Below are 23698 nucleotides of genomic sequence, written 5' to 3'. Positions count from 1 at the left end.
CCACGTGTTCGAGTCCGTCAAGGGCCTGATCGACGAGCACCACGCCGTCGAGCAGCAGCTGTCCGACCCCGCGGTGCACGCGGATGCCGCGCTTGCCAAGCGCGTCAACCGGCGCTACGCCGAGCTGTCGCGGATCGTGAAGGCCCACGAGGACTGGCTCGCGGCATCCGACGACCTCGAAGCCGCTCGCGAGCTCGCCCGTGAGGACGAGGCGTTCGCCGAAGAGGTGCCCGGCCTCCAGGAGCGCCTGGCGCACAGCCAGGAGCGCCTGCGGCGCCTGCTGATCCCGCGCGATCCCGACGACGCGCGCGACGTGATCATGGAGATCAAGCAGGGCGAGGGCGGCGCCGAATCGGCGCTGTTCGCGGCCGACCTGCTGCGCATGTATCTGCAGTACGCCGCCTCGAAGGGGTGGAAGACCGAGCTGCTCGAGCGCAACGAGTCGGACCTCGGCGGCTACAAGGACGTCCAGGTCGCCATCAAGGGGTCCTCGAACGATCCGTCGCAGGGCGTGTGGGCCCACCTGAAGTACGAGGGCGGCGTCCACCGCGTCCAGCGCGTGCCGGCGACCGAGTCGCAGGGACGCATCCACACCTCCACGACCGGCGTCCTCGTCTTCCCCGAGGTGGACGAGCCGGAAGAGATCCACATCGACCCGAACGACCTGAAGATCGACGTCTTCCGCTCGTCGGGGCCTGGCGGCCAGTCGGTGAACACGACGGACTCGGCGGTGCGCATCACCCACGTGCCGAGCGGGATCGTGGTGTCGATGCAGAACGAGAAGTCGCAGCTGCAGAACCGCGAGGCCGGCATGCGCGTGCTGCGTGCGCGCCTGCTGGCCAAGCAGCAGGAGGAGCTCGATGCGCAGGCGGCCGACGCCCGCAAGTCGCAGATCCGCGGCATGGACCGCTCCGAGCGCATCCGCACGTACAACTTCCCCGAGAACCGCATCGCCGACCATCGCACCGGCTACAAGGCGTACAACCTCGATCAGGTCATGGACGGCGCGCTCGAGCCGATCATCCAGTCGTGCGTCACCGCCGACGAGGAGGAGCGCCTCGCGGCGATCGGCGCCTGAGAGGCCTCAGTGCCGGAACGACTCCGTGTGATCGGGGTCGTCGGGCAGCGGGGTCGACAGGCTCTCGAAGAAGTCGGTCGCGTGTCGAAGGTCGGCCAGGAACAGGTCGGCGAGGTCGCGTCCGAAGCCGTTGCGGATCACCACGCGCAGTCCCGACACGTCCGTCAGGTCGGCCGGCAGCGAGTACGCGGGGACCTGCCAGCCGCGCTCGCGCAGCTTGGCCGAGACGTCGTACACGGTGAACCGCGATTCCCCGGCGCGGATGCGGAAGAGGAACACCGGCAGCTGCGAGCCGTCGGAGAGCAGTTCGTACGGCCCCATCTTCGCGATCTCCGCCGCCGTGTACATGGCCGCGTCGCGGCACGCCTGCTGGATCTCGCGGTAGCCCTCGAACCCGAGCCGGATGAAGTTGTAGTACTGCGCGATGACCTGGTACCCCGGCCGCGAGAAGTTCAGCGCGAACGTCGGCATGTCGCCGCCGAGGTAGTTGACGTGGAAGACGAGGTCCTCCGGAAGATCCGCGGCCGTGCGCCACACCACCCAGCCGACACCCGGGTACACGAGCCCGTACTTGTGGCCCGATGCGTTGATCGATCGCACGCGCGGCACACGGAAATCCCACTCGAGGTCGGGATCGATGAAGGGCGCGACGAAGCCGCCGGATGCCGCGTCGACGTGCAGGGGGATGTCGGGGCCTCCCGAGGCGTGCAGCTCGTCGAGGGCGTTCGCGATGTCCAGCACCGGCTCGTAGGATCCGTCGAACGTCGAGCCGAGGATGGCCACGACGCCGATCGTGTTCTCGTCGCACAGCTTCAGCGCCTCCTCGGCGTTGAGCTGGAGCCGCCCCTCCTCGATGGGTGCGTAGCGGGGCTCGACGTCCCAGTAGCGGCAGAACTTCTCCCACACCACCTGGACGTTGATGCCCATCACGAGGTTGGGCCGCTCGACGGGCAGCCCGGCCGCCTCGCGTCGCTGCCGCCAGCGCCACTTGAGCGCGAGGCCGGCGAGCATGACGGCCTCGCTCGAGCCCGTCGTCGACGTGCCCGTCGGGCTCTCCGCGTCGGGCGCGTGCCACAGCTTCGAGACGATGCTGACGCAGCGTCCCTCGATGGCCGCCGTCTGCGGATACTCGTCCTTGTCGATCATGTTCTTGTCGAGGGACTCCATCGCGAGCGCCGTCGCCTCGTCCTCCATGAACGTCGTCACGAACGTCGCGAGATTCTGGCGCGCATTGCCGTCCAGCATCAGCTCGTCATGGAGCAGCCGGTACGCCACGCGCGGATCCATGCCGTCGGCGGGCAGAGCGTCCTTGGGGATGCCGTGGCGCATGCCCGGCCGCGCGTAGACGGGGGCGATGGCGAGTCGTTCGAGTTCGAGGGCGTCGAGGGAGTGGAGGGCCATGGCCCGACCCTGCGCCTGATCGTGTCGCCCCGCGTCATGCGGCCTGCATGAAATCCGGGAGAGGCCACACGCGACCCGCGTGTCGCGCCGGCACGATGGCCGCGCGGCATCCGCGGGTCTAGCCTGGCGGCATGATCATGTTCCTCATCCGCACACTCGTGTTCCTGGCCTCGGCGGCCATCGGACTCATCGTGGCGGACCTGCTGCTCGACGGCTTCACGATCGACTGGTCCGACTGGTGGGGCTTCGTCCTCGTCGTCGTGATCTTCGCCATCCTGCAGAGCGTCCTGTCGCCCTGGACCGCGCGCTTCGCCAAGCGCAACGCACCCGCGCTGCTCGGCGGCGTCGGCATCGTCTCGACACTGATCGCCCTGCTGGTGGTCGTGCTGCTGCCGATCGGCGGCCTGAGCATCACCGACCTGCTCTCGTGGATCCTCGGGCCGGTCATCGTGTGGCTCGTCACGGCGCTGGCGACGATGCTGCTGCCCATGATCTTCGTCAAGAACAAGGTCGAGGAGCGCCGCGACGACAAGAAGTGACCGGCGTCCCCGCTCAGATCATGTATTCGGGGGTGGTCAGCAGCTTGCGCTTGTCGAGGTTGTCGTTGCGCGCGCGTGCCTTGGCGGGGATGCCCACCAGGATGCTGTCGGCCGGGGCGTCACGCGTCACGACCGCGTTGGCCCCGACGGCGGACCCGGCGCCGATCGTGATGGGGCCGAGCACCTTGGCGCCCGCGCCGACGGCGACGCCGTCGCCGATGGTGGGGTGACGCTTGCCGCCGTTGCGGGTGCGGCCGCCGAGGGTCACGCCGTGGTAGAGCATGACGTCGTCGCCGATCTCGGCGGTCTCTCCGACGACGACGCCCATGCCGTGGTCGATGAAGAAGCGACGGCCGACGGTGGCCCCGGGATGGATCTCGATGCCGGTGAGCCATCGCGTGACCTGCGAGCCGGCCCGCGCGGGGAAGCGGAAGCCGCGCACCCACAGCGCGTGCCACAGGCGGTGCGCCCAGATCGCGTGCAGGCCCGGGTAGAGCAGGGCGATCTCGAGCGACGAGCGCGCGGCGGGGTCGCACAGCTTCGCCGTCGCCAGGTCCTCGCGGAGCCTCTCGATGGGATGCAGGCTGGTGCTCATGCGCTCTTCTCCTCTGTGTCGCGCAGGTGGGCGTAAAGCGCGGTGCTGAGATAGCGCTCACCCGCGTCGGGGATCACTACGACGATACGCTTTCCGGCGGCCTCGGGGCGCCCCGCGATCTCGAGGGCGGCCCACACCGCGGCGCCGGCCGACATGCCCGCGAGGATCCCCTCATCGGTCGCCAGCGCGCGCGCGATGCGGATCGCGTCGTCGAACTCGACGTCGATCACCTCGTCGAGGACCGAGCGGTCCAGGACGTCGGGGACGAAGTTCGGGCCGATGCCCTGGATGCGGTGGCCGCCGGCGCGCCCCTCGGTCAGCAACGGCGAGTCCTTCGGCTCGACCAGCACGACCTTCGCATCGGGCTTGCGCTCCTTGAGCACCTGGCCGACGCCGGTGACGGTGCCGCCGGTGCCGGATCCGGCGACGAACCAGTCGATGTCGCCGTCGGTGTCGGCCCAGATCTCCTCGGCCGTGGTCCGGCGGTGCATGGCCGCGTTGGCGGCGTGCTCGAACTGTCGGGCGAGGATGGCGCCCTCGGTCTCCGCGGCGATGCGCTCGGCGGTGGCGACCGCCTCGGTCATGCCCTTGTACGGGTCCGTCAGGACCAGCTCGGCGCCGTAGGCCTTCAGCAGCGTGCGGCGCTCCTTCGACATCGACGCGGGCATCGTCAGGATGACGCGGTAGCCGCGGGCGGCGCCGACGAGCGCCAGGGCGATGCCCGTGTTGCCGCTGGTGGATTCCACGATCGTGCCGCCGGGCTTCAGGTCGCCCGCCTCCTCCGCGGCGTCGACGAGCGCGACGCCGAGGCGGTCCTTCACGCTCGAGCCCGGGTTGAAGAATTCGAGCTTGGCCACCACCTCCGCATCCAGATCGCGCGTCAGCGCGTTCAGGCGCACGAGCGGCGTGCCCCCGAACGCGGAGGTGATGTCGGCGTGGATTCCGGGCAACGTCGGCCTTTCGATCGGAGCCGGCGGCGGGGGAGCGACCCCGCCGCCGGGTGTGTCAGTTGTCGCGCAGGTCTTCGAACAGCGGCGTCGAGAGGTACCGCTCGCCGAACGAGGGGATGATCACGACGATGTTCTTGCCGGCGGCCTCGGGGCGCGCCGCGACCTGGAGAGCCGCCCAGATGGCGGCTCCCGACGAGATGCCGACCAGGATGCCGTCCTTCGTGGCGACCTCGCGGGCCGTCGCGATGGAGTCGGCGAACTCGACGTCGATGACCTCGTCGATGACGCCCTGGTCGAGGATCGCGGGGATGAAGTTCGGGCCGATGCCCTGGATCTTGTGGGGACCTGGCGTGCCCTTGGTCAGCAGCGGGGAGTCGGCGGGCTCGACGGCGACGACCTTGGCATCGGGAACGCGCTCCTTGAGGACCTGGCCGACGCCGGTGATGGTGCCGCCGGTGCCGATGCCGGCGACGAAGTAGTCGACCTTGCCGTCGGTGTCGCGCAGGATCTCCTCGGCCGTGGTCTTGCGGTGGATCGCCGGGTTCGCCTCGTTCTCGAACTGACGGGCCAGGACCGCGCCGGGGGTCTCGGCGACGATCTCCTCCGCCTTGGCGACGGCGCCCTTCATTCCGCCCGCGGGATCGGTCAGCACGAGCTCGGCACCGTATGCCTTCAGCAGCAGACGCCGCTCGATCGACATCGACGAGGGCATGGCGAGGATCACCTTGTAGCCGCGCGCGGCGCCGACCATCGCCAGGGCGATGCCGGTGTTGCCGCTGGTCGCCTCGACGATCGTCCCGCCCGGCTGGAGGGCGCCGGATGCCTCGGCGGCGTCGACGATGGCGATGCCGAGACGGTCCTTGACGCTGGAGGCGGGGTTGTAGAACTCGAGCTTGGCGAGGATGTTCCCCTCGACGCCTTCGGCGATGCGGTTGAGTCGGACGAGCGGCGTGTTGCCGAACGCGGAGGTGATGTCGGAGTGGATACCGGTCATGTCGGGGCCTTTCCGGAGCGGTTCTGCTGACGGCCAACCAGCCTAGGCGCGGGTCTATTCCGACGGGCCTTTGTGACGCTGTGAGGCAACGGTGTCGCTCGCGGGAGCGCTTATGGTGGAAGGCGCCCATGGCATCACCCGACCCCTCCCTCGCGCTCGGCGCGCTGCTCCGCAGTGCCGTCGAGCGGCTGTCGCGCGCCGGAATCGCCGACGCCGCCGTCGACGCCGAGCTCCTCGCCGCCCACGTGCTCGGCAGCGGCCGCGGCGGCGTCCAGGCCGCATCGATCCGCGGCGACGCCGTCACGTCCGATCAGGCAGGCGCGCTCGAGGAGCTCGTCGAGCGCCGCGCCACGCGCGAGCCGCTGCAGCACATCACGGGCACGGCCCCGTTCCGCCATCTGGAGCTCCGGGTGGGGCCGGGCGTCTTCGTCCCGCGCCCCGAGACGGAGCTGCTGGCGCAGGTGGCCATCGACGCGCTCCGCGCCGCGGCATCCGCCTCGCCCATCGCCGTCGATCTCGGAACCGGCAGCGGCGCCGTGGCGCTCGCCATGGCCACCGAGGTGCCGCACGCGCGCGTCGTCGCCGCCGAGAACTCCGTGGACGCCTTCATCTGGGCGCGCGAGAACTTCGCGCGGTACGGCGGCGAGAACGCCCGCGTCGCGTTCGTCGACCTCGCCACGGCGTTCGGCGAACTCGACGGAACCGTCTCGGTCGTCGCCTCGAACCCGCCGTACGTGCCCGACGCCGCGATCCCGCGCGATCCGGAGGTGCGGTTCTTCGATCCGCCGGCCGCCCTGTACGGGGGCGAGGACGGACTCGACGTCGTGCGCGTGCTCAGCGGCGTCGGCATGCGTCTGGCGCACCCCGGCGGAACCCTGGCGATCGAGCACGGCGAGTGGCAGGGCGGCCCCATCCGCGAGCTGCTGACCGCGGACGGCTGGCTGGCCGCCGCCACCCATGCCGATCTGACGACGCGCGACCGCGTCACGACGGCGATCCGGCCGCCCGGCCCGTCGGCACCCGCGCCCGCCCGCGACTAGACTGTCGGCGACATGTGCCCCCTCTTCGACACCCGTGACGAGGCCAATCTCCTCGCGGGCATGCGCCAGGCGCGCCAGGCCATCGCCCGCGGCGAGCTGGTCGTCGTGCCCACCGACACCGTCTACGGCCTCGCCGCCGACGCCTTCTCGCCGACCGCCGTCCAGCGACTGCTGGACGCGAAGGGGCGCGGCCGTCAGTCGCCCCCGCCCGTGCTCGTCGCCGGCGTCACCACGCTGCGCGCGCTGGTGGCCGAGGTGCCGGAGCCCGTCGAGCGCCTGGTGGAGGAGTTCTGGCCCGGCGGTCTCACGATCGTCCTGCCCGCGATGCCGTCGCTGTCGTGGGACCTGGGCGAGACCCGCGGCACCGTCGCGGTGCGCATGCCCGCCCACCACATCGCCCTCGAACTGCTCGAGGAGACGGGCCCGCTCGCGGTCTCGAGCGCCAACCTCACCGGCAAGTCCCCCGGCGTCACGGCGGCCGAAGCCGAGGTGATGCTGGGCGAGTTCGTCTCGATCTACCTCGAGGCGGGCCCCACCGAGACGGGGATCTCGTCGACGATCATCGACGCCACCGGGCTCATGCCGGGAGGCTCGGGGACCGTCCGCGTCCTGCGCGAGGGCGCGATCGACCGCGAGGCGCTCGGCCGCGTGCTGGGCGACCTGCTCGAGCCCGAGGAGGGCGCCGACGCGGACGAGCCCGCGGCGACGGAGGGCGACGCCGACGCCGAGGCGGACGAGCACTCCCATGAGGGCGACGGGGCCGGCGCCGATGCGACGACCGAGGACGCCCCCGACGCCGCGCCCGCAGATGCGGGCGACCGGGCCACGACGCCGACCGAGGAGGGCTCGGCGACGGACGACGCCTCTGCGCAGTCGCCGTCGCCCAGCGCCGGCGCGTGAAGCAGTACGTCTTCATCGCGCTCTTCACCGCGACGATCACCCTCGTCCTGGCGTGGGCGATCTGGCGGATCAGCCTGAAGTACAAGCTCTACCCGGGCATCCGCGAGCGCGACGTCCACAAGACCCCGACGCCGCGGCTCGGCGGCATCGCGATGTATCTGGGCGTCGTGGCGGCCTTCGCGGTCTCCGCGGCGCATCCGTTCTTCTCGATCATCTGGACCAATCCGCAGCAGCCGATCGCGCTTCTGGCCGCGACGTCGCTGATCGTCGTCGTCGGCGTCGCCGATGACCTGCTCGACCTCGACTGGATGATCAAGCTCGGCGCCCAGTTCGTGGCCGCGGGGATCATCGCGTGGTTCGGGGAGCTGCAGATCTATGCGCTGCCGATCGGCGGCATGACGGTGTGGTCGGGCTGGGTCAGCTTCCTGCTGACGGTCTTCTCGATCGTCATCGTCATGAACGCGGTCAACTTCATCGACGGGCTCGACGGGCTCGTCGGGGGAGTGGCGCTGATCGCGAACGCGATCTTCTTCGCCTACTCGTACCTGCTGGTGCGCGACACCGGCGCGAGCACCTACTTCACGCTGGCGAGTTTCATCGCCGCCGTCCTGATCGGGGCGTGCATCGGGTTCCTCCCGCTGAACTGGAGTCCGGCGAAGCTGTTCATGGGCGACGGCGGCGCGCTCATGCTCGGGCTGCTGATGGCCTGCTCGGCCATCGCGATCACCGGCCAGCTGGACCCCGCGATCATCGGCGACAACGACGCCTTCGGCCGCTCGCAGCTGCTCGGTGCGTTCATCCCGATCCTGCTGCCCATCGTCATCGTCTTCCTGCCGCTGCTGGACTTCGGCCTGGCCGTCATCCGGCGCATGCGCGCGGGCAAGTCGCCGTTCGCCCCCGACCGCAAGCACCTGCACCACCGCATGCTCGACCTCGGTCACAGCGACCGCGACGCCGTGCTGATCTTCTACGCGTGGACCGCCGTGGTCGGCCTCTCGGTGCTGCTGATGTACATCGGCACCGGGCAGGACTGGCCGGGCGAGTACCTTCCCGGCGTCGCCTTCGGCGTCGTCGGAATCGCGGCCTGCCTCGTCGTCACGCTGCTGCCCCCCACCCGGCGCCGCCGGGAACCGTCCACCCCCGAGCCAGCCACCCAGGAGACCCGATGAGCCGCCCACCCGTCTCGAGCACGCCCATCCTGCGCACGACGCTGCTGTGGTCCGCCGGCGTCACCGCGCTGCTGGCCGTCGCCGGCGCGATCATCGGGTATGCCGTCGCCGGCATGCCGGGGCTGTGGAGCGCGCTCGTCGGCGTCCTCGTCGCCGCCCTCTTCCTCGGGATCACCGGCGCCAGCATCCTGGTGGCCAACCGCTGGTACGGCGACGACCTGTACGTGCCGCTGTTCTTCGGCATCGTGCTGGGCGGCTGGCTGCTGAAGTTCATCGTCTTCCTGGTCGCTCTCGTCGTGCTGCGCGACCAGGAGTGGGTCGAGCCCACCGTCTTCTTCTTCGCCCTCGTGGCGAGCGTCCTGGCCTCCCTCGCGATCGACGTCGTGGTGATGCTGCGGATGCGCGTCCCGCACGCCAGCGACGTGGAACTGCCCACCGAAATCAGCGAGGACTAGGCGCGCACTCGGGTGGCTCTCAGATTTGATAGGCTTATCCGGCGCCCGCCCGCTCGCCTCGCGAGCGCCTGCGGAGCGCGACTCACCGACCATCGTCGCAACGGTCCCGCACCGATGCCCCGAAGCTGGAGTCAGCGCTGTTCACTCAAGCTGCGACCCTGATCGCCCCCTTTGCCGCTGAAGAAGGTCCCGTCTTCCACGGGCCATCGATCGAGGAGTTCTTTCCGGCCCCGATCATCCAGCTCTTCGGCATCGAAGCCCTGTCGATCACTCGAATCAACCTGATCCAGTTCCTCGCGACGATCGCGGTCGTGCTGATCTTCTGGCTCGGCACGCGCCGTATGAAGGTCGTCCCCGGGCGCTTCCAGAGCGTCGTCGAGATGGGCCTGGACTTCGTGCGCGTCAACATCGCCCACGATCTGCTCGGCAAGAAGGACGGCGACCGCTTCCTGCCGATCCTCACGACGATGTTCTTCATGATCCTGTTCATGAACATCACGGGAATCATCCCGTTCCTGAACATCGCCGGCACCGCGGTCATCGCCGTCCCGCTGGTCCTCGCGATCATCTCGTACGTGACCTTCATCTACGCCGGCATCAAGAAGAGCCCGAAGAACTTCTTCAAGAACTCGCTCTTCCCCTCGGGCGTGCCGTGGCCGATCTACATCATCGTCACGCCGATCGAGCTCATCTCGACCTTCATCATCCGCCCCGTCACCCTGACGCTGCGACTGCTGATGAACATGATGGTCGGCCACCTGCTGCTGGTCCTCTTCTTCGCCGCGACGCAGTTCTTCCTCCTGGACCTCGGCGGCTGGTGGTCGGCGCTGGCCGCCGGCAGCCTCGCGTTCGGCTTCGTCTTCACCCTGTTCGAGATCCTGGTGGCCGTCCTCCAGGCCTACGTCTTCGCTCTTCTCACCGCGGTCTACATCCAGCTCGCGGTCGCCGAGGAGCACTGAGCGGGTCGGCTCGCTGCCGCGCCCAACAACCAACCGAAAGGAAACACCCGTGGACGCAACTACGGTTCTGGCCGCCGTCACCGGCAACGTCGCGACGATGGGCTACGGCCTCGCCGCCATCGGCCCCGCCATCGGCGTGGGCATCGTCGTCGGCAAGACCATCGAGGGCGTCGCCCGCCAGCCCGAGCTCGCAGGCCGCCTGCAGGTGCTCATGTGGATCGGTATCGCCTTCACCGAGGCGCTCGCCTTCATCGGCATCGCTGCCGGCTTCATCTTCGTCTGATCGCTGACACCAGTCCAAAGGAGACAGGATGCTGAACGCTCTTGTCGCGTACGCCGCGGAAGAGGGGGAGACCCACAACCCCCTCATCCCCGCGTGGTACGACATCATCTGGTCGGCGGTCTGCTTCGTCGTCATCCTCTTCATCTTCTGGAAGGTCGCCCTTCCCCGGATGAAGAAGCTGCTCGACGAGCGCTCGGCGGCCATCGAGGGCAACATCGCCAAAGCCGACGAGGCTCAGCGCAAGGCCGAGGCCGCGCTCGAGGAGTACACGTCGCAGCTGGCCGAGGCCCGCAAGGAGGCCGGTGAGATCCGCGACGCCGCCCGCGAGGACGGCAAGAAGATCGTCGCCGAAGCCAAGGAGAACGCCTCGGCCGAGGCCGCCCGCCTGACCTCCGCCGCGCACTCGCAGATCGAGGCCGAGCGCCAGTCGGCGTTCGTGTCGCTGCGCAGCGAGGTGGGCACGCTCGCCCTCGACCTCGCCGGCGGCGTCATCGGCGAGACCCTGTCGGACGACAAGAAGGCCCAGGCCGTCGTCGACCGGTTCCTCGCGGAGCTCGAGGCCACCGAGGCGGCGAAGTAATGGGCAGCGCGACCACTCAGGCGCTCGCGAAGACCACGTCGGCGCTGACCACGGCGTCCGGCGTGGACCTCGCGGTCGCGAGCGAGCTGTTCGCCGCGGCTCGGGCTGTCGACTCCTCGTCGCACCTGAGCGGCGCGCTCGCCGACTCCGCGGCTTCCGTCGAGGCCCGTCGCCGGGTCGTGTCGGACGTGTTCGCCGCAGCGGTGTCGTCGACGACCCTCGCCCTGCTGACCACCGCGGTCGAGCAGCGCTGGTCGTCGACGGCCGACCTCGTCGACGCGATCGAGGAGCTCGCGGTGCGCGCGGCCGCAAAGGCCGAGCCGAACGCCGACGTCGAGGGAGATCTCTTCGGGTTCTCGCGCACCGTCGCCCAGAACCCCGAGCTCGAGCTGGCGCTCGGCAGCCGGCTGGGCGAGGCGTCCGCGAAGGGCACGCTCGTCGAGTCGCTGCTGGCCGGGCGCGCGAGCGCGGCGGCGACGCTCATCGCGGCATCCGTCGTGCAGCACCCCCGCGAGCGGCGGGTGCGGCAGCTGCTGAGCCGTGCGATGAACATCGTGTCGGACCAGCGGGGCCGCACGGTGGCCACCGTCTACGCCGCCGCGCCTCTCAGCGCAGCGCAGACCGACCGCCTGGCCGGTGCGCTCGCCAAGCGCTACGGCACCGGCGTGTCGCTGAACACCGTGATCGACCCCACCGTCGTGGGCGGCCTGCGCGTGCAGGTCGCGGACGACGTCATCGACGCGAGCGTGTCGGCTCGACTGGCGGACCTGCGCCAGCGGCTGGCGGGCTAACAGACTTCCCGCCGCAGGCGGAGACTTCGGGGCCGAGGCCCCACCGAACGAAGGAAGACAATGGCAGAACTCTCTATCAGCCCCGACGTCATCCGTGACGCGCTGAAGGACTTCGTCGCCGCCTACGAGCCCACCGGCGCGGCGGCCACCGAGACCGGCACGGTCATCGACGCGGCGGACGGCATCGCACACGTCGAGGGACTGCCCGGCGTCATGGCGAACGAGCTCGTGCGCTTCGAGGACGGCACCGAGGGCCTCGCGCTGAACCTCGACGAGCACGAGATCGGCGTGGTCGTCCTGGGCGACTTCTCCGGCGTCGAGGCCGGACAGTCCGTCACGCGCACCGGCGAGGTCCTCTCGGTCCCCGTCGGCGACGGCTACCTGGGCCGTGTGGTCGACCCGCTCGGCAACGCGATCGACGGTCTCGGCGAGATCGCGACCGAGGGTCGTCGCGCCCTCGAGCTGCAGGCGCCCGGCGTCATGCAGCGCAAGAGCGTCCACGAGCCGATGCAGACCGGCATCAAGGCGATCGACGCGATGATCCCCGTCGGCCGCGGTCAGCGTCAGCTGATCATCGGCGACCGCCAGACCGGCAAGACCGCGATCGCGATCGACACGATCATCAACCAGAAGGACAACTGGGCCTCGGGCGACCCGACCAAGCAGGTGCGCTGCATCTACGTCGCGATCGGCCAGAAGGGCTCGACGATCGCGTCGGTCAAGGGCGCGCTCGAAGAGGCCGGCGCCATGGAGTACACCACCATCGTGGCCGCTCCCGCCTCGGACCCGGCGGGCTTCAAGTACCTCGCCCCCTACACCGGCTCGGCCATCGGCCAGCACTGGATGTACGGCGGCAAGCACGTCCTCATCATCTTCGACGACCTGTCGAAGCAGGCCGAGGCCTACCGCGCCGTGTCGCTGCTGCTGCGCCGCCCGCCGGGCCGCGAGGCGTACCCCGGCGACGTGTTCTACCTGCACTCGCGTCTGCTCGAGCGCTGCGCGAAGCTGTCCGACGAGCTGGGCGCGGGATCGATGACGGGTCTGCCGATCATCGAGACGAAGGCCAACGACGTCTCGGCGTACATCCCGACCAACGTCATCTCGATCACCGACGGTCAGATCTTCCTGCAGTCCGACCTCTTCAACGCCAACCAGCGTCCTGCGGTCGACGTCGGCATCTCGGTGTCGCGCGTCGGCGGCGACGCCCAGGTGAAGTCGATCAAGAAGGTCTCGGGAACGCTCAAGCTCGAGCTCGCGCAGTACCGCTCGCTCGAGGCGTTCGCGATGTTCGCCTCCGACCTCGATGCCGCCTCGCGTCGTCAGCTCGCCCGCGGTGCGCGTCTGACCGAGCTGCTCAAGCAGCCGCAGTACTCGCCGTACCCGGTCGAGGAGCAGGTCGTGGCGATCTGGGCCGGCACCAACGGCAAGCTCGACTCCATCGAGGTGGAGGACGTGCTGGCCTTCGAGCGCGAGCTGCTGGACTACCTGCGTCGCAACACGTCGATCCTCGACACGCTGCGCTCGACCAACGTCCTCGACGACGACACCGTCGCCGAGCTCGACAAGGTGACCGACGAGTTCATCCTCGAGTTCCGCTCCGGCAAGGGTCAGGCCATCGCCAAGCCCGGCCACGAAGAGGTCGCGGCCGCCGGCGCCGAGGGGACGCAGGAGCAGATCGTCAAGGGCCGCCGCTAAGGCGCGCGCGGACAGGGATCATGGGCGCACAACTCCGGGTCTACAAGCAGAAGATCTCCTCTGCTCAGACGACCAAGAAGATCACGAAGGCGATGGAGCTCATCGCGGCTTCGCGCATTCAGAAGGCGATGGCGCGCGTTCGCGCGTCGGCACCCTTCGCGCGAGCCGTGACGCGCGCCGTCTCCGCCGTGGCGACGCACTCCAATGTCGATCACCCGCTGACCACCGAACGCGAGACCATCAGCCGCTCCGCCGTCGTGATCTTCACGTCGGACCGTGGCCTGGCGGGCGCGTTCAACTCGCAGATCCTCCGAGAGGGTCTCGAGCTGGGCGAGCTGCTGCGTCAGCAGGGCAAGGAGCCGGTGTACTACCTCGTGGGTCGCAAGGCCGTGGGGTACTTCCAGTTCCGCAAGATGGCGAGCGCGGCCGAGTGGACGGGTGACACCGACACGCCGCACTTCCACACGGCCGAGGAGATCGCCGCGGCGCTGCTCGACGCGTACGACCGCGGCGGCGCCGACGGCGGCGTGGACGAGATCACCCTCGTCTACAACCGCTTCGTCAGCATGATGACCCAGCTCCCCGAGCGCGTCCGTCTGCTGCCGCTCGAGGTCGTGGAGGCCGAGGAGGGCACCGGTCAGGTGTACCCGCTCTACGAGTTCGAGCCGGACCCCGAGACGGTGCTGGACGCCATCCTGCCGGTGTACATCCAGAGCCGGGTGTTCAACGCCCTCCTGCAGTCCTCGGCGGCCAAGCACGCCGCGACGCAGAAGGCGATGAAGTCCGCCAGCGACAACGCCGACAAGCTCATCACCGACTACACCCGCCTGCGCAACAACGCGCGTCAGGCCGAGATCACGCAGCAGATCGCCGAGATCGTCGGCGGTGCCGACGCGCTGGCGTCGGGCAAGTAGACCACACGAAAGAGAAGAAGCCATGAGCCTCACCGCTGAGAAGACCGAGACCGCGGTCGCCGGGCGCGTCGCCCGCGTCACCGGCCCGGTCGTCGACATCGAGTTCCCGCACGACTCGATCCCCGACATCTACAACGCGCTGAAGACGACGATCACGATCGGCGAGGAGTCGACCGAGATCACCCTCGAGGTCGCTCAGCACCTCGGCGACGACCTCGTCCGCGCGATCGCCCTCAAGCCCACGGACGGCATCGTCCGCGGCCAGGAGGTGCGCGACACCGGCGCCCAGATCTCGGTCCCGGTCGGCGACGTGACCAAGGGTCGCGTGTTCGACGTGACCGGCGAGGTGCTGAACGCCGAGCCTGGAGAGACCATCGAGGTCACCGAGCGCTGGGGCATCCACCGCCAGGCACCGAGCTTCGACCAGCTCGAGTCGAAGACCCAGATGTTCGAGACCGGCATCAAGGTCATCGACCTGCTCACCCCGTACGTGCAGGGTGGAAAGATCGGCCTCTTCGGCGGTGCGGGTGTCGGCAAGACCGTCCTCATCCAGGAGATGATCCAGCGCGTCGCGCAGGACCACGGCGGCGTGTCGGTGTTCGCGGGCGTCGGCGAGCGCACGCGTGAGGGCAACGACCTCATCCACGAGATGGACGAGGCCGGCGTCTTCGACAAGACCGCCCTGGTGTTCGGTCAGATGGACGAGCCGCCGGGGACGCGTCTTCGCGTCGCCCTGTCGGCGCTGACGATGGCGGAGTACTTCCGCGACGTCCAGAAGCAGGACGTGCTGCTGTTCATCGACAACATCTTCCGCTTCACGCAGGCAGGCTCCGAGGTCTCGACGCTGCTGGGCCGCATGCCCTCCGCCGTGGGCTATCAGCCGAACCTCGCCGACGAGATGGGCGTGCTTCAGGAGCGCATCACGTCGACCCGCGGTCACTCGATCACCTCGCTGCAGGCGATCTACGTGCCCGCCGACGACTACACCGACCCGGCTCCGGCGACCACGTTCGCCCACCTCGACGCCACCACCGAGCTCTCGCGTGAGATCGCATCGAAGGGTCTGTACCCGGCCGTGGACCCGCTCGCCTCGACGAGCCGCATCCTCGACCCGCGCTACATCGGCGCCGACCACTACCGCGTGGCCACCGCCGTGAAGCAGATCCTGCAGAAGAACAAGGAGCTGCAGGAGATCATCGCGATCCTCGGTGTCGACGAGCTCTCCGAAGAGGACAAGGTCGTCGTGTCGCGCGCGCGCCGCATCCAGCAGTTCCTGTCGCAGAACACCTACATGGCGAAGAAGTTCACCGGTGTCGAGGGCTCGACCGTCCCGATCAAGGAGACGATCGAGTCGTTCGACGCCATCGTCAAGGGCGATTTCGACCACGTCGCCGAGCAGGCGTTCTTCAACGTCGGAGGCATCTCGGACGTCGAGGAGAACTGGGCCAAGATCCAGAAGGAGAACGGCTGATCATGCCGCTCATGGTGAGTCTGGTCTCCGCCGACGCGGAGGTCTGGTCGGGCGAGGCCTCGCTCGTGGTCGCGAAGACCGTCGAGGGCGAGATCGGGTTCATGCCCGGTCACGAGCCGGTGCTGGCGATCCTCGCCGAGGGTCAGGTGCGCATCACCGAGACCTCGGGGTCGAAGGTCATCGCCAACGCACAGGACGGCTTCCTCTCGATGGAGGGCGACGAACTGACGATCGTGGCCGGCAACGCGGCGCTGATCTCCTGACGAGCATATGAGAGTGCGCCGTCCGGTTCGCCGGGCGGCGCACTCCCATGCCCGGTGACGATGCTGATCCTCCTTCCCCCCTCCGAGACGAAGCGCCCCGGCGGGGCCGGAGCCCCGCTGGCGTTCGACACGCTGGCGCTGGCGGCGCTCGCGCCGCAGCGAGCCGCCGTCGCCGATGCCCTCGTCGCGCTGAGCGCCGACGAGGACGCCGCCGCGCGCGTGCTCAAGCTCAGCGCGAAGCAGCGACCGGACGTCGCCGCCAACGCAGCACTGCGCACGGCGCCGACGATGGCCGCGGTCGACCGATACACGGGCGTTCTCTACGACGCGCTGGACGCCGCCGGGCTGGGCGCCGCGGCGCGTCGATGGCTCGGCCGTCACGTGCTCATCCACTCGGCGCCGTTCGGTCCCGTCGGCGCTCTCGATCCCATCCCGGGCTACCGGCTCGCGGCCGGCACGTCTCTGCCCGGCATCCCGCCCCTGAAGAGGGTGTGGGCGGATGCCGTCTCGGCTGCCCTCGCCGCCGATGCGCCTGCGTTCGTGCTCGATCTGCGCTCCGAGGCGTATCGGGCGCTCGGTCCGGTCCCGTCCGTCCTCCGCAGCGCCTATGTGCGCGTCGTCACGGACGACGGCGGGGGAGCGGTCCGCGCGCTGAACCACTTCAACAAGCACGCGAAAGGCGAGCTCGTGCGGATGCTCGCCGAGCAGCGGCCACGAATCCGATCACGCTCCGGGTTCGCAGCGTGGGCGGGCGACGCGGGCGTGCGCATCGGGGACGGTGCGGACGGCGAGCTGCTGCTCTTCGCCTGACGGCGGCGGGAAGAACACCGCGCGAACAATCTCCGCCAATCCTGGGAGATCGCTGACAAAGGGACCGCGCCGTCGCTAGCATGAGCGGACGGGCCCGCGGTACTGGGGCGAGGCCCGTCTCGACGTTCCCCAGAAACCCGGAAGGTTGCTACGTGTACGACGATTACGGTTACGGCGCTTGGGTCGCCGTCTGGCTCGTGCTTCTGCCCATCCTGTTCATCCTCGCGATCGCCGGATACGTCATCGGCGCTTGGTTCCTGATGAAGGTCTTCGACAAGGCCGGCGTCCAGGGCAAGTGGCGGGCGTGGATCCCGATCTACAACTCCATGGTCATGGCCAAGCTCGGCGACCTGTCCCCGTGGGTCATGCTGGGCGCCCTCGCCGCATCGGCGATCCTCGGCAACATCCCCGTCATCGGCTGGATCCTGGGGCTCCTCGGAATCGCGGCCTGGGTCCTGTCGGGCTGGCGTGTGGGGCTGAAGCTCGGCAAGGACTGGCCCTACCTGCTCATCTGGCTCATCCCCGGTGTGGGCACCCTGATCTGGCTGGGCATCCTCGCCTTCGGCAAGGACACGTGGAACCCGGCCGTCGCGCCGTCGCCGTGGCGCAACAGCTTCCTGAAGGACACCACGGTGTGGGACGGCGTGCCGGTCCAGCCGGATGCCGCCGCCGCCGGCCAGACGGCCGCGCAGCCGCCCGCCGGGTACCCGGCGCCGCCGGCAGGCTCCACGCCGCCGCCCCCGCCCGCCGGCTACACACCGCCCCCCGCTCCTCCGGCGGCCCCGCCGGCTCCTCCGGCGGCCGCCCCGGCTCCGCCGACGACTCCGCCGCCCGCGGCCCCGCAGCCGCCCGCTGCCGAGCCGCCCGCGCAGGAGCCGCCCGCCGCGCCCGAGCCGCCCAAGCAGTAGGACACCGACGACGGCCCTCTCCGCAAGGAGGGGGCCGTCGTCGCGCTCGGCGGGATAGCGTGAAGGGATGACCGCCTCCGTTCCCCTCCGCCGCGCCGGCTCGTCCGGCCTCCTCGTCTCGGCCGTCGGCCTCGGCTGCAACAACTTCGGGCGGCCCGGAACCCGCACCGAGACCCTCGACGGCACCCGGGACGTGCTCGCCGCAGCCATCGACGCGGGCGTGACCTTCCTCGACACGGCCGACATGTACGGCGGCGAGCCCGGTCAGTCCGAGACCCTCATGGGACAGGCGCTCGAGGGGCGTCGCGACGAGGTCATCCTGGCGACGAAGTTCGGGCATCCCGGGCGCGACATGGGCTATCCGGCGTCGGGCGCGAAGGCCTCGCGGTCCTACATCCGTCGCGCGGTCGAGGGCTCTCTGCGACGCCTGCGCACGGACTGGATCGACCTGTACCAGCTGCACGTGCCCGACCCGGACACGCCGATCGAGGAGACGCTCGACGCGCTCGGAGATCTCGTCCGAGAGGGCAAGGTCCGCTACATCGGACATTCGAACCTCAGCGGCTGGCAGATCGCCGAAGCGCACTTCGCGGCCGCCGCGCGGGACGGCATCCCGTTCGTGACCGCTCAGAACCACTACAGCCTCCTGGCGCGTGCCGCAGAGCGCGAGGTGCTGCCGGCGGCCCGGAGGTTCGGGCTCGGGTTCCTGCCGTTCTTCCCGCTGCACAACGGGCTGCTCACCGGCAAGTTCACCCGGGACGAGGCCCCCGCCGACACGCGCATCATGCGCCAGCGGGAGCACATCTGGCGCGACGCTCCGTGGGACGCGCTCGACGAGTACCGGGCGTTCTGCGATGAGCGCGGCATCACGATGCTCGAGGCGACGTTCGGCTGGCTGCTGGCGCGCCCCGAGCTGACGAGCGTGATCGCCGGCGCGACCACCCCGTCTCAGGTGCAGGCGAACGCCGCGGCGGCGACGGCGTGGACGCCCACCGCCGCCGACGTCGCGGCCATCGACGCGATCCTTCCGCTGCCGGCGGACCCGGCCGCCGGCACGTGACGCCCGGTTCGCGTCAGGCGTAACAGGACCGTTTGTCGCGGAGCGGTCCACGGGCGTAGCGTTTCACCGCGTGCACGGTGCGCCCAGGCGCCGATCCCGGGCACGGGAAGGACGTCCGTGCTCGGCAAGCTCCTGGTCCGCTATCTGTCTCCCGCGTGGCCCCTCATCGTGGCCGTCGTCGTCTTCCAGCTCGCACAGTCGATCGCGTCGCTGTGGCTTCCGACGCTCAACGCGGACATCATCGACGAGGGCGTGGTCAAGGGCGACATCCCCTACATCTGGTCGACCGGCGGCGTCATGCTGCTGGTGAGCCTGGTCCAGATCGTGTGCGCGATCATCGCCGTGTACTTCGGGTCCCGGCTGGCGATGGGCCTGGGGCGCGACGTGCGCTCGGACCTGTTCCACCGCGTCGTCGCGTTCTCGCAGCGCGAGGTGGGCCAGTTCGGCCCCGCGTCGCTCATCACGCGCAACACGAACGACGTGCAGCAGGTGCAGATGCTCGTGCAGGTTTCGGCGACGCTGATGATCTCCGCGCCGATCCTCGCGATCGGCGGCGTCATCATGGCCGTCAGGCAGGATGCCGGGCTGTCGTGGCTGATGGCCGTCGCGATTCCCGTGCTGCTGATCGTCGTGGGCCTCATCGTCTCGCGCATGGTGCCGGCGTTCACCCAGATGCAGAGGCGCATCGACCGCGTGAACCAGATCATGCGGGAGCAGCTGACCGGCATCCGCGTCGTCCGCGCATTCGTCCGCGAACGCGAGGAGCACGCCCGCTTCGACCGCGCCAGCGACGACGTCATGGACACCGCGCTGCGCGCCGGCAACCTCATGGCGATGATGTTCCCCGCCGTCATGCTCGTGCTGAACCTGTCCAGCGTCGCGGTCATCTGGTTCGGGGCGTTCCAGGTGCAGGACAACGGCGTCGAGATCGGCACGCTCTTCGCGTTCCTCACCTACCTCATGCAGATCCTCATGGGCGTGATGATGGCGACGTTCATGTTCGTGATGATCCCGCGCGCTGCGGTGTGCGCAGATCGCATCGGCGAGGTGCTCGGCACCGAGCCCTCGGTCGCGCCGCCCGCGGAGGCGGCCGAGGCCCCCGAGCCGCTCGGGCGGATCGAGTTCGACCACGTCGACTTCGCGTACCCGGGCGCCGACGAGGCGGTGCTCCACGACCTCACCTTCACGGTCGAGCCAGGCACCACGACGGCCGTGATCGGATCGACCGGCGCAGGAAAGAGCACGATGATCGGGCTCGTGCCCCGGCTGTTCGACGCGACCGCGGGAGCCGTGCGCGTCGACGGCGTGGATGTGCGGGACTACGACCCCGACCGTCTGTGGGGACGGATCGGACTGGTGCAGCAGAAGGCCTTCCTGTTCTCGGGGACGATCGCCTCGAATCTCCGCTACGGCGGAGCGGATGCGACCGACGAGGAGCTGTGGGAAGCGCTCGAGATCGCGCAGGGGGCGGACTTCGTCCGTTCGATGCCCGAAGGCCTGGGCGCCGCCATCGCGCAGGGGGGAACGAACGTCTCGGGCGGCCAGCGTCAGCGGCTCGCGATCGCACGGGCGCTCGTGAAGAGACCGCCGGTGTACATCTTCGACGACTCGTTCTCGGCGCTCGACCTCAGCACGGATGCCGCGCTCCGCCGTGCGCTGGACCGCCGCCTTCCCGGTGCCACGCGCCTCGTGGTCGCCCAGCGGGTCTCCACGATCCAGGGCGCGGATCAGATCATCGTGCTCGACAACGGACGCATCGTCGGCATCGGCCGGCACGACGACCTCGTGGACACGTGCGAGACCTACCGCGAAATCGTCGAATCCCAGCTCGCGGCGGAGGAGGCGGCATGAGCCACGGGCGCCCGATGGGCGGGCCCATGGGCCGAGGCGGCGCGCAGGCACCCGCGCAGAAGGCGCAGAACTTCGGCCCGAGCGCCAGGCGGCTGCTGGGAACGCTGCGCACCGATCTGCCGCGCCTGGTCATGGTCCTCGTGTTCGGCGTGCTGTCGGTGGCACTGACGGTGACCGGCCCCAAGGTGCTCGGCGAGGGCACGAACATCATCTTCGCCGGGTTCATCTCGATGCAGGTGCCCGCCGACGCCACCAAGGAGCAGGTCGTCGACGGTCTCATCGCGTCCGGCAATCAGGAGCAGGCCGACATGCTCGGGGCGATGGACTTCACGCCCGGCGCCGGCATCGATTTCGAGGCGCTGTCGCGGATCGTCCTGGCGGTGTTGGCGATCTACATCTTCGGCAGCGTGTTCGGCTGGCTGCAGGCCCGCATCCTCAACGGCATCGTGCAGCGGGCGATGCACCGCCTTCGCATGCAGGTCGAGGAGAAGATCCACCGGCTGCCGCTGTCGTACTTCGATCGCGTGCAGCGCGGCGAGCTGCTCAGTCGCGTCACGAACGACGTCGACAACATCGGGCAGACGATGCAGCAGACGCTCTCGCAGGTGGTGGTGTCGCTGCTCACGGTGATCGGCGTGCTGACGATGATGTTCATCATCTCGCCGCTGCTGGCCCTCATCGCGCTGGGGACGATACCGCTGACCGTCGTCATCACGGTGCTCGTCGCACGGCGTTCGCAGAAGCTGTTCGTCCAGCAGTGGAAGACGACCGGAATCGTGAACGCCCGCGTCGAGGAGACCTTCTCGGGGCACTCGATCGTGAAGACGTTCGGGCATCAGGCAGACGCCGAGGCCGCATTCCGCGTGGAGAACGAACAGCTCTACCGGGCGAGTTTCGGCGCGCAGTTCGTCTCGGGCATCATCATGCCCTCCATGATGTTCATCGGGAACCTCGTCTACGTCGCCATCGCCGTCATCGGGGGCCTGCAGGTGGCGGGCGGCCTCATGTCGATCGGCGACGTCCAGGCGTTCATCCAGTACTCGCGCCAGTTCACGCAGCCGCTGAGCCAGCTGGGATCCATGGCCAATCTGCTGCAGTCCGGCGTCGCCAGCGCCGAGCGCGTGTTCGAGCTGCTCGACGAGGCCGAGCAGGAGCGCGACGACGACCCCGCCCTCTCGGCTCCGGACGATGCCGGGCACCTGGCGTTCACGGACGTGTCGTTCCGCTACGCGCCCGACAAGCCGCTCATCGAGAGCCTGTCGCTCGCGGCGACACCCGGCAGCACGGTGGCGATCGTGGGACCGACCGGCGCCGGGAAGACGACGCTGGTGAACCTCATCATGCGCTTCTACGACGTCGACGCGGGGGCGATCACCCTCGACGGGGTCGACACGCGACGCATGACCCGCGACGACGTGCGCTCGCGCACGGGCATGGTGCTGCAGGACACGTGGCTGTTCGCCGGGACGATCCGCGAGAACATCGCCTACGGCCGGCCGGAGGCGAGCGAGGATGAGATCCTCGAGGCGGCGACCGCCGCGTACGTCGATCGCTTCGTCCACGCGCTCCCGGACGGCTACGACACGGTGCTCGACGACGACGCCGCCAATCTCAGCGTGGGGGAGCGGCAGCTGGTGACGATCGCGCGCGCGTTCCTCGCCGATCCGCGCATCCTCATCCTCGACGAGGCGACGAGCTCGGTCGACACGCGCACCGAGCTGCTCATCCAGCGCGCCATGTCGAGACTGCGCGAGGACCGCACGGCGTTCGTGATCGCGCACCGCCTGTCGACGATCCGCGATGCCGATCTCATCCTGGTGATGGAGGACGGCGCGATCGTCGAGCAGGGCGACCACGCCGAGCTCCTCGCCCGCCGCGGGGCGTACTGGCGGCTCTACAACGCGCAGTTCGAGGCGCCGCTCGACGATGAGGATCTGACACCGGCATCCGCCGTCGGCCCGGTGGCGCCGGACGGGTCGTGATCACCCACTAGGATGTGAAGACGTCGGCCGGTCCGGGTCGGCGGCCCGTCGTCGGCCCAGGGGAGGACAAGGGCGTGCCCGAGGTATCCACCGAGACGTACGCGGTGAACGCTCCCGGGCGCCCGCTGACGCTCGCCTGGGCGGCTGCGACCGACACGGGACGTCGTCGCGAGGTCAATCAGGACGCCGTCTTCGCCGGCTTCCCGCTGTTCGTCGTCGCCGACGGCATGGGCGGGCACCTGGGCGGCGAGATCGCCAGTGCCAGCACCATCGCGCGGCTGAAGGCCGTCGCCGAGAGCGGCACGGTGTCGTCGCAGACCATCGAGAAGGCTCTCGAACGCGCCGTCCGCGACATCGCCTCGCACCCCGAGACGACGGACGAGGGCACCGGGACGACCGTGACGGGCGTCTTCCTCGACTCGTCGGCCGACGAGCCGCACTGGGTCACGATGAACATCGGGGACTCGCGCGTCTACCTCGTGCGCGACGACGCCATCGTGCAGATCACCACCGACCACTCCGTCGTCCAGGAGCTCGTGGCCGCGGGCCGCCTGAGCCCCGAAGAGGCCGAGAACCATCCGTACGGCAACGTCATCACGCGGGCGGTCGGCCCCACCGAGAGCGTCACGCCCGACTACGTCCGCCTCGACGTCGTCGAGGGAGACCGCTTCGTCATCTGCTCGGACGGTCTCACGAAGGAGCTCACCGACTTCGGCATCAAGCACTTCCTCGCCGAGCACGCCGATCCGGGAGAGGCGGTCGCGGCGATGCTGGACGCGGCGCTCGAGAACGGCGGCCGTGACAACATCACGATCATCGTGCTCAACGTCGGCGAGCACGACGGCGGCGCGGGCGGTTCCGATGACGCATCCGTCACGCGCACGGGCGACACGGCAGCCGTCGAGGGGGACCTCGAGGACGGCGAAGGCGCATCTCCCGACACCGGCTCCTCCCCAGCCGAGGACTGAGGGCTCTTCTCCACACCCCGTCGCCGAGCGCGGCGGTGCGGT

24 protein-coding genes are annotated in these 23698 nt (G+C 69.6%); 20 read left to right on the top strand and 4 right to left on the bottom strand.

Going from position 1 to position 23698, the window contains the following annotated elements; all coding sequences use genetic code 11:
* Nucleotides 1-4 precede the first annotated feature (4 nt).
* A complete protein-coding gene (prfA, locus tag P0L94_07780) occupies nucleotides 5-1078 on the top strand; it encodes a peptide chain release factor 1 (protein ID WES65962.1) in 1074 nt (357 codons plus the stop codon).
* 6 nt (nucleotides 1079-1084) lie between these two features.
* Here prfA and P0L94_07775 read toward each other — a convergent pair whose 3' ends face one another.
* The gene (locus P0L94_07775; protein WES65961.1) at nucleotides 1085-2479 is read right to left on the bottom strand and encodes a glutamate decarboxylase; all 1395 of its coding nucleotides are present in this window, start codon (nucleotides 2477-2479) and stop codon (nucleotides 1085-1087) included.
* Between the two features lie 131 nt (nucleotides 2480-2610).
* Here P0L94_07775 and P0L94_07770 point away from each other — a divergent pair, with 131 nt between their 5' ends.
* Nucleotides 2611-3018 (top strand): phage holin family protein, encoded by a 408-nt coding sequence (locus P0L94_07770; GenBank protein ID WES65960.1) that lies wholly within the window; start codon nucleotides 2611-2613, stop codon nucleotides 3016-3018.
* A gap of 13 nt (nucleotides 3019-3031) precedes the next feature.
* Here P0L94_07770 and cysE read toward each other — a convergent pair whose 3' ends face one another.
* Genes cysE through cysK (P0L94_07755) form a run of 3 tightly spaced genes read right to left on the bottom strand, consistent with a single transcriptional unit; the run spans nucleotide 3032 to nucleotide 5557 of the window.
* Nucleotides 3032-3613, bottom strand: a complete 582-nt coding sequence (cysE, locus tag P0L94_07765; protein WES65959.1) for a serine O-acetyltransferase — start codon at nucleotides 3611-3613, stop codon at nucleotides 3032-3034.
* A complete protein-coding gene (gene cysK, locus P0L94_07760) occupies nucleotides 3610-4563 on the bottom strand; it encodes a cysteine synthase A (protein ID WES65958.1) in 954 nt (317 codons plus the stop codon). The genes cysE and cysK (P0L94_07760) overlap by 4 nt, the downstream gene beginning before the upstream one ends.
* A gap of 55 nt (nucleotides 4564-4618) precedes the next feature.
* Complete coding sequence (gene cysK, locus P0L94_07755) at nucleotides 4619-5557, bottom strand: cysteine synthase A (GenBank protein ID WES65957.1); 939 nt, start codon at nucleotides 5555-5557, stop codon at nucleotides 4619-4621.
* Nucleotides 5558-5685: 128 nt separating this feature from the next.
* On the opposite strand from cysK (P0L94_07755), the gene prmC reads away from it, so the two are divergent.
* The 18 genes from prmC (at nucleotide 5686) to P0L94_07665 (ending at nucleotide 23656) form a co-directional block, all read left to right on the top strand.
* A complete protein-coding gene (gene prmC / locus P0L94_07750) occupies nucleotides 5686-6597 on the top strand; it encodes a peptide chain release factor N(5)-glutamine methyltransferase (protein ID WES65956.1) in 912 nt (303 codons plus the stop codon).
* A 12-nt stretch (nucleotides 6598-6609) separates the two neighbouring features.
* The gene (locus P0L94_07745; protein ID WES65955.1) at nucleotides 6610-7497 is read left to right on the top strand and encodes an L-threonylcarbamoyladenylate synthase; all 888 of its coding nucleotides are present in this window, start codon (nucleotides 6610-6612) and stop codon (nucleotides 7495-7497) included.
* Nucleotides 7494-8666 (top strand): MraY family glycosyltransferase, encoded by a 1173-nt coding sequence (locus P0L94_07740; GenBank protein ID WES65954.1) that lies wholly within the window; start codon nucleotides 7494-7496, stop codon nucleotides 8664-8666. Before P0L94_07745 ends, P0L94_07740 begins: the two co-directional genes overlap by 4 nt.
* The gene (locus P0L94_07735) at nucleotides 8663-9121 is read left to right on the top strand and encodes a hypothetical protein (protein WES65953.1); all 459 of its coding nucleotides are present in this window, start codon (nucleotides 8663-8665) and stop codon (nucleotides 9119-9121) included. The genes P0L94_07740 and P0L94_07735 overlap by 4 nt, the downstream gene beginning before the upstream one ends.
* A gap of 251 nt (nucleotides 9122-9372) precedes the next feature.
* On the top strand, nucleotides 9373-10080 hold the full coding sequence (gene atpB, locus P0L94_07730; GenBank protein WES66303.1) for a F0F1 ATP synthase subunit A: 708 nt from the start codon (nucleotides 9373-9375) through the stop codon (nucleotides 10078-10080).
* A gap of 97 nt (nucleotides 10081-10177) precedes the next feature.
* Nucleotides 10178-10363, top strand: a complete 186-nt coding sequence (gene atpE, locus P0L94_07725; protein WES66302.1) for an ATP synthase F0 subunit C — start codon at nucleotides 10178-10180, stop codon at nucleotides 10361-10363.
* Between the two features lie 28 nt (nucleotides 10364-10391).
* Nucleotides 10392-10943, top strand: a complete 552-nt coding sequence (locus P0L94_07720) for a F0F1 ATP synthase subunit B (protein ID WES65952.1) — start codon at nucleotides 10392-10394, stop codon at nucleotides 10941-10943.
* The gene (locus tag P0L94_07715; GenBank protein ID WES65951.1) at nucleotides 10943-11734 is read left to right on the top strand and encodes a F0F1 ATP synthase subunit delta; all 792 of its coding nucleotides are present in this window, start codon (nucleotides 10943-10945) and stop codon (nucleotides 11732-11734) included. Before P0L94_07720 ends, P0L94_07715 begins: the two co-directional genes overlap by 1 nt.
* A gap of 60 nt (nucleotides 11735-11794) precedes the next feature.
* Nucleotides 11795-13429 (top strand): F0F1 ATP synthase subunit alpha, encoded by a 1635-nt coding sequence (gene atpA, locus P0L94_07710; protein WES65950.1) that lies wholly within the window; start codon nucleotides 11795-11797, stop codon nucleotides 13427-13429.
* A 20-nt stretch (nucleotides 13430-13449) separates the two neighbouring features.
* Nucleotides 13450-14343 (top strand): F0F1 ATP synthase subunit gamma, encoded by an 894-nt coding sequence (locus P0L94_07705; protein ID WES65949.1) that lies wholly within the window; start codon nucleotides 13450-13452, stop codon nucleotides 14341-14343.
* Between the two features lie 22 nt (nucleotides 14344-14365).
* Nucleotides 14366-15814 carry a F0F1 ATP synthase subunit beta gene (gene atpD / locus P0L94_07700; GenBank protein ID WES65948.1) on the top strand — a complete coding sequence of 483 codons (1449 nt, stop codon included), beginning with the start codon at nucleotides 14366-14368 and terminating at the stop codon, nucleotides 15812-15814.
* A gap of 11 nt (nucleotides 15815-15825) precedes the next feature.
* Nucleotides 15826-16077, top strand: coding sequence for a F0F1 ATP synthase subunit epsilon (locus tag P0L94_07695; protein ID WES65947.1), 252 nt, complete (start codon nucleotides 15826-15828; stop codon nucleotides 16075-16077).
* Nucleotides 16078-16137: 60 nt separating this feature from the next.
* A complete protein-coding gene (gene yaaA, locus P0L94_07690; GenBank protein ID WES66301.1) occupies nucleotides 16138-16887 on the top strand; it encodes a peroxide stress protein YaaA in 750 nt (249 codons plus the stop codon).
* A gap of 152 nt (nucleotides 16888-17039) precedes the next feature.
* The gene (locus tag P0L94_07685; protein ID WES65946.1) at nucleotides 17040-17795 is read left to right on the top strand and encodes a hypothetical protein; all 756 of its coding nucleotides are present in this window, start codon (nucleotides 17040-17042) and stop codon (nucleotides 17793-17795) included.
* Nucleotides 17796-17862: 67 nt separating this feature from the next.
* Nucleotides 17863-18855, top strand: coding sequence for an aldo/keto reductase (locus tag P0L94_07680; GenBank protein ID WES65945.1), 993 nt, complete (start codon nucleotides 17863-17865; stop codon nucleotides 18853-18855).
* 117 nt (nucleotides 18856-18972) lie between these two features.
* Nucleotides 18973-20706, top strand: coding sequence for an ABC transporter ATP-binding protein (locus P0L94_07675; GenBank protein WES65944.1), 1734 nt, complete (start codon nucleotides 18973-18975; stop codon nucleotides 20704-20706).
* Nucleotides 20703-22688: an ABC transporter ATP-binding protein gene (locus P0L94_07670; GenBank protein ID WES65943.1), complete on the top strand. Its 1986-nt coding sequence runs from the start codon at nucleotides 20703-20705 to the stop codon at nucleotides 22686-22688. The genes P0L94_07675 and P0L94_07670 overlap by 4 nt, the downstream gene beginning before the upstream one ends.
* A gap of 74 nt (nucleotides 22689-22762) precedes the next feature.
* Complete coding sequence (locus tag P0L94_07665; GenBank protein ID WES65942.1) at nucleotides 22763-23656, top strand: protein phosphatase 2C domain-containing protein; 894 nt, start codon at nucleotides 22763-22765, stop codon at nucleotides 23654-23656.
* Nucleotides 23657-23698: the final 42 nt, after the last annotated feature.

The organism is Microbacter sp. GSS18, from assembly GCA_029319145.1.
In the GTDB taxonomy this organism is placed as follows: Bacteria; Actinomycetota; Actinomycetes; order Actinomycetales; family Microbacteriaceae; genus Microbacterium.
The sequence above is the reverse complement of the archived record's forward strand: the minus strand, read 5'-3'. Positions and strand labels throughout refer to the sequence as shown.